The sequence below is a fragment of the Mesotoga sp. HF07.pep.5.2.highcov genome, from assembly GCF_003666285.1.
Taxonomy (GTDB): Bacteria; Thermotogota; Thermotogae; order Petrotogales; family Kosmotogaceae; genus Mesotoga; species Mesotoga prima.
The window spans coordinates 1-6,036 of sequence record NZ_JFHJ01000546.1; the positions used below are offsets into that span (position 1 = coordinate 1).

6 protein-coding genes are annotated in these 6,036 nt (G+C 45.1%); 4 read left to right on the top strand and 2 right to left on the bottom strand.

The window, feature by feature from the left end:
• Positions 1-710 (bottom strand): glycine cleavage system aminomethyltransferase GcvT (gene gcvT / locus BG32_RS11605; RefSeq protein ID WP_121526859.1); only part of this gene is annotated, 710 nt, incomplete at its 3' end.
• A complete protein-coding gene (locus BG32_RS11610; RefSeq protein ID WP_014731606.1) occupies positions 703-936 on the bottom strand; it encodes a hypothetical protein in 234 nt (77 codons plus the stop codon). The genes BG32_RS11610 and gcvT, both read right to left, overlap by 8 nt.
• Positions 937-1,087: 151 nt before the next feature.
• Here BG32_RS11610 and pfkA point away from each other — a divergent pair, with 151 nt between their 5' ends.
• The 4 genes from pfkA to groL all read left to right on the top strand — a co-directional run bounded on the left by pfkA (position 1,088) and on the right by groL (position 5,605).
• Complete coding sequence (gene pfkA / locus BG32_RS11615) at positions 1,088-2,047, top strand: 6-phosphofructokinase (protein WP_183084333.1); 960 nt, start codon at positions 1,088-1,090, stop codon at positions 2,045-2,047.
• A gap of 13 nt (positions 2,048-2,060) precedes the next feature.
• Positions 2,061-3,479, top strand: coding sequence for a pyruvate kinase (gene pyk, locus BG32_RS11620; RefSeq protein WP_121526858.1), 1,419 nt, complete (start codon positions 2,061-2,063; stop codon positions 3,477-3,479).
• Positions 3,480-3,699: 220 nt separating this feature from the next.
• Positions 3,700-3,969: a co-chaperone GroES gene (groES, locus tag BG32_RS11625; RefSeq protein ID WP_006487663.1), complete on the top strand. Its 270-nt coding sequence runs from the start codon at positions 3,700-3,702 to the stop codon at positions 3,967-3,969.
• Positions 3,970-3,982: 13 nt separating this feature from the next.
• The gene (gene groL / locus BG32_RS11630; RefSeq protein WP_014731609.1) at positions 3,983-5,605 is read left to right on the top strand and encodes a chaperonin GroEL; all 1,623 of its coding nucleotides are present in this window, start codon (positions 3,983-3,985) and stop codon (positions 5,603-5,605) included.
• Positions 5,606-6,036 lie beyond the last annotated feature (431 nt).

Below are 6,036 nucleotides of genomic sequence, written 5' to 3' on the forward strand. Positions count from 1 at the left end.
GCCTCAAATCTAAGGGTATCTCTTGCTCCGAGGCCGATTGGTTTGACACCAATACTTGACCCCAATTCAAGTATCTTTCTCCACAAAGCAACTGCAGCTTCGGGGTCAACGTATAGCTCAAAACCATCCTCACCCGTATATCCCGTGCGAGATACGAGAGCCTTTATGCCATTCACCCTGCCGTATTCAAAGTGATAGAATGGGATTTTCTCAAGCCTTACCTGTGATACCTCCGACAGGATCTCCTCCGCTCGTGGCCCTTGAAATGCAATCTGCGCAAAGTCAGCCGATGCGTCTTTGATTTTCACATCGAAACTACCCTTATTGCTCGTAATCCACTTGAAATCCTTGTCTTTGTTTGAGGCATTTACAACGAACATAGTTTTAGCATTGTTCAACCTGTAGACTAGAACATCGTCGACTATTCCGCCCTTTTCATTGCACATTGGTGAATACACTATAGCTCCGTTCTTGAGTGAAGAAACGGAGTTCGTTACCAGGTAGTCCGAAAAGTCAATGGCATCTGGACCCGCGATCTCTATCTCTCCCATGTGTGAAACGTCGAAAAGACCGGCTACCTTTCTCACAAGGTTGTGTTCATTGATAATAGAATCGAACTGGAGCGGCATTTCCCATCCCGCAAAATCCACCAATTTCCCCTTTAGACGTACGTGTTCATCAAAAAGCGGAGTTCTCTTTAGCTCACTCATCCATTTCCTCCCTCCCCGTTTTCTTTAAGTCTTCAAAGATCTGGACGGCTTCATCAAAGACTTCGTCTGGTACAATAATGTCTACTAAACCGCCCGAACCAAAATAGACACTGTCGGTATATGCAAAATGAGAATCCACAAGTTCTGAAAAGATTCCCTCTTTGAGCAGAATCTCCTGGAACATCTTCGCTTCAAATTCAGGAACTCCCGATTTGAGGACCTTCATTTTATCACCTCCCGGTTCACCAGAAATTATACACCAAGTAATTAGATTAGTTAACTTCTGGAAGCTTTTCTGATTGATGACTTTAGAAGCTCAATGTGCTAGAATGTTTTCGTCTTGCTGAGTGTAGAAGTTGTTGGGAGGGATAATGATGATAAAGAAGATTGGTGTCCTTACGAGCGGGGGAGATTCACCGGGAATGAACGCGGCGATAAGAGCGGCGGTAAGAACGGCTTACACGGATGAGATAGCTGTCGTTGGAATTCGCAGAGGATACTCCGGTCTGCTCGATGAGGAATTCATCGATATGGATTACTCCTCTGTGGGAGGAATAATGGAGAAGGGCGGCACAGTACTTCGCAGCTCACGCTGTGAGGAGTTCAGAACCGAAGAGGGAAGGGCAAAAGCGGCCGACCTTTTGAGAAGCAGTGGGATTGATGCACTTGTAGTTATTGGTGGAGAAGGAAGCTTAAACGGAGCCAAGCTTCTCATGGATGAAAACGGAATTCCCGTAATAGGTCTTCCCGGAACGATTGACAATGATATTGCCATGACGGATATGTGTATCGGTGTCGATACCTGTTTGAATACCTGCGTAGAAACGATTCAGAAGCTCAAGGACACGGCTTCTTCACATGAAAGGGCCTTTGTTGTAGAAGTTATGGGAAGGAACTCTGGATATGTAGCGCTTGCTTCCGGTATGGCCGTTGGAGCTGAAGCCATTATAGTTCCAGAGCTTCCAGTGGACTACGAAGCGATTGCCGAGAAGATATGGAATGAAAGGAAAAGGGGAAAGATCAACTGTATTATAGTTGTCGCTGAAGGGGCTGCAAGCGCATATACAGTTGCAAGACATGTTGAACACAGGATTGGATACGAAACAAGAATAACCATTCTCGGCCACATTCAAAGGGGAGGCTCTCCCACTGCATTTGATAGAGTACTTGCTTCAAGAATGGGATATGCGTCGGTTAAGGCGCTTGAAGAAGGTAAAGCGGGAATGATGATGTCGTTGAATGGTGGGAAAATCAAAGGAATACCTCTTGAGGAAGTGCTTTCACACAAAAAAGAACTGGATATGGAACTGATGGAAATGGCGAAAATACTCTCTTAATGAGGTGGTTTGATTGAGGAAGACGAAGATTGTATGTACCATCGGTCCGGCTACCGAATCTCTTGAAGTTTTGAGAAGCCTTCTTCAAAGGGGAATGGATGTTGCAAGGCTGAACACGACTCACGGCGACATTTCCGAACACAGGGAGCGAATAAGAAATCTTAAGGAGATTCGAAAGTCAGCGAATTCTCCACTTACCATATTATTAGATCTCTCTGGTCCAAAGATCAGGACGGGCGTCTTCAAAAAGGATGCGGTGGACATTAAAAGAGGCAGTGAAATAATTCTAACAACCGAAGATATCGTGGGGGACGAGAAGATTGTCGGTGTGAACTATAAGAAACTTCCCGAAGAAGTCCAGCCGGGGAATCTGATTCTCATGGACGATGGGAAGATAAAACTGAGAGTAGAATCGATAACCGGTTCTGAAGTTAGAACTAAGGTTTTAAACGGTGGAATAGTGACACACAGAAGAGGTATAAACCTTCCTGGAATCGACATAAGCATTCCTGCAATTACCGAGAAGGATAAGAAGTTCATCAAACTTGGAATTGAAGAACGGGTTGATTATTTTGCCCTTTCATTTGTGAGAAGATCGGAAGATGTTGTACATGCCAAAAAAGTGATTAAGGATCTTGGGGGTTCTATTCCAATAATCTCGAAGATAGAAACAGAACAGGCCTTAAAAAACATTGAACAGATTGCTGAAGTCTCCGACGGATTAATGGTTGCTAGAGGCGATTTAGGAGTTGAAATACCGGTCGAAGAAGTCCCGGTAGCTCAGAAGAAGATAATTAGACACGGTAATCAAAAGCGTATTCCCGTGATAACTGCTACTCAAATGCTGGAATCGATGATAGAAAATCCGGTACCGACAAGAGCAGAGGCAACCGATATCACAAATGCCATTCTGGACGGTAGCGATGCGATAATGCTTTCTGGCGAGACTTCAATCGGCAAGTATCCTCTAGAAGCAGTGTCGGTTATGGATCTTACTGCTAGAGCTGCAGAGAAGTATCTTAAGCAGAATCCGGAATTACTGAAGTGGACAAGGGAAAAGATATCTACGGACGACCATACAGATGCCATATGCAGGGCAGCATGGGATATAAGTGAGGAGCTGAAAGTGAAAGTAATAGTGAGCTCCACATTCTCAGGGCACACGGCAAGAAACGTCTCCGGGTTTCGCCCGAGAGCTCACATACTTGCAGTTACTCCAAACGAGGAGACGTATTACAGGTTGAACCTCGTTTGGGGTGCCCGCCCAGTTTTAATGGGCCTTGGCTCCTCGACAGACGATCTCGTCAGAGTGGCCGGACCGCTTGCTAGACACCTAAAGCTTGTGAAATCCGGTGACACGATAATACTGACGGCCGGTATTCCGTTTGGAACTAGCAACTCCACGAACATTCTCAAACTGGAAACTGCGTGATGGGGTGCCTGACTCGAAACCGTGCAAGAGGCAGAAGCTGTAAGATAGCAAAAAGAATCCAGAGAAAAATGGGAAAAACCGTCTTCTTGCGTGCTTATTTTTTTATGTTTACGATCATTTAACACAGAAAGCTCTTGAAGAAATCGGAACGATGTTTTATTATTAATTAGCAGACTATCACTGTGAGTGCTAAAACATAAAATTCGAAAGGAGGCTTTTTATGAAAGTAGTTCCCCTTGGTACAAGATTACTGATTAAGCCTTATGAGGAAGAGAAGAAGACATCAGGTGGTATCGTTCTTCCCGACGCTGCGAAGGAGAAACAGATGACTGCGAAGGTAATTGCAGTTGGAGAGAAAGTCGAGGATATTGACCTTAAGGAAAACGACAAGGTCCTCTATTCCAAGTATTCCGGCACGGAGATCAAGATCGATGATGACGACTACATAATCATCGATCAGGATGATATCCTGGCAAAGATCGAGGATTGAAGGAGGAATCGGTATGGCTAAGATTCTGAAATACAGCGAAGAAGCACGAAGATCGCTTGAAAAAGGTGTAGACGCGGTAGCAGATGCAGTTAGGATAACGCTCGGTCCCAAAGGGAGAAACGTAGTTCTTGAGAAGAGCTGGGGCTCTCCGACGATAACCAATGATGGTGTATCGATCGCAAAGGAAATCGATCTGGAAGATAAATTCGAGAATCTTGGAGCTCAGCTCGTAAAAGAAGTAGCTTCCAAGACGAACGATATTGCCGGTGACGGAACTACGACTGCGACCGTTCTCGCACAGGCAATGATCAAGGAAGGTTTGAAAAATGTTACCGCTGGAGCCAATCCTATACTCATGAAGAAGGGTATCCAGAAGGCAACAGAGAAGGCCGTCTCTCACATCAGGTCCCTATCGAAGAAGATCTCTTCAAGAGAGGACATTGCTTCAGTTGCAGCTATTTCTGCCAATGACTCGGAGATTGGTGAACTCATTGCAGAAGCGATGGACAAGGTCGGTCAGGATGGAGTAATAACGGTAGAAGATTCCAAGACGCTCGACACATACGTAGAGTTCGTTGAAGGTATGCAGTTTGACAGAGGCTACATTTCTCCTTACTTTGTTTCCGATCCAGAGAAGATGGAAGCTATAATCAAAGAGCCTCTTATTCTTATAACCGACAAGAAAGTCTCAGCAGTAAAACCGCTCGTTCCGATTCTGGAAAAGGTGGCCCAGGCAGGCAAGCCTCTCGTAATAATCGCTGAAGACATTGAAGGTGAAGCACTTTCCACTCTCGTCCTCAATAAGCTCAGAGGTACTCTCGACTCAGTAGCTGTTAAGGCTCCCGGTTTCGGTGACAGAAGAAAGGCAATGCTGCAGGACATCGCAATTCTTACGGGTGGTACTGTGATCAGCGAAGAGGTTGGACTCACCCTTGAAAATGCAACTATCGATGACCTCGGTAGTGCGGGCGTTGTAAAGGTCAAGAAGGACGACACGATAATCGTTGATGGCAAAGGAGATCCCGAAAAGATCAAGCAGAGAATTGGTCAGATCAAGGTTCAGATCGATCAGACTACTTCCGAATACGAAAAGGAAACTCTCCAGGAAAGACTTGCAAAGCTTTCAGGAGGAGTGGCGGTTATCAAAGTCGGCGCTGCAACAGAGACCGAGCTCAAAGAGAAGAAACATAGAATTGAGGATGCTCTCTCAGCGACAAGAGCTGCAGTCGAGGAAGGAATCGTAGCCGGAGGCGGAGTTGTTCTTGCGAGAGCGAAGAAGCCCGTTCAGGAACTCTTCGATAGCACGGAGAATCCCGATATCAAGATTGGTATCAAGGTGGTCATGAAGGCCCTAGATGCTCCGATTCGGCAGATAGTCGAGAATGCCGGTTTAGACGGTGCAGTTGTTGTTGACAAGATTCTTCACAGTGACGATGCAGCTTTTGGATACGATGCTCTGAACGATGTTTATACAGACATGTTCAAAGTGGGTATCATAGATCCTGCAAAGGTTACAAGAAGTGCTCTTCAGAATGCGGCATCCATTGCGGGTATACTTCTTACAACAGAAGCCGCTCTTACAGAAAAGCCAGAAGAAAAACCCCAGGCTCCAATGCCACAGATGCCTGAGTATTGATGAAGTAGATCTTTTGAAGGGAGAGCTTGCTCTCCCTTTTTTTTGCTAAGTAGAAAAGCCTCTTTGTACGATAAAGAAAACGAACTAAGAGAGCCTCTATGAATTATCTTCTCTTACAGTTTCTTCCTATAATTCTCCTTTGAATAGCTGATCATTACCCATATCATCTTCTCTGGAGCTCAATAGTTCCTTACCGAATCGGTAATCATCATCAAACGAACACGACTTCACTCATCTCTATGGTCTTGACATTAATCTCGCTTGATCGAGGGGCCGTTTGCAGCTGAAAGATCTATTTGTTAGAAGGCACTGATAGTTGGTCATTGAATGGTGTAAAAATCGAGAAAACGAAAATTCGAAAGTAGAGAGTAATGAGTTCCTTGATGACCGCTGTACTCTTAAAATCAAGGATCCGCTGATCGCTGTGAAGA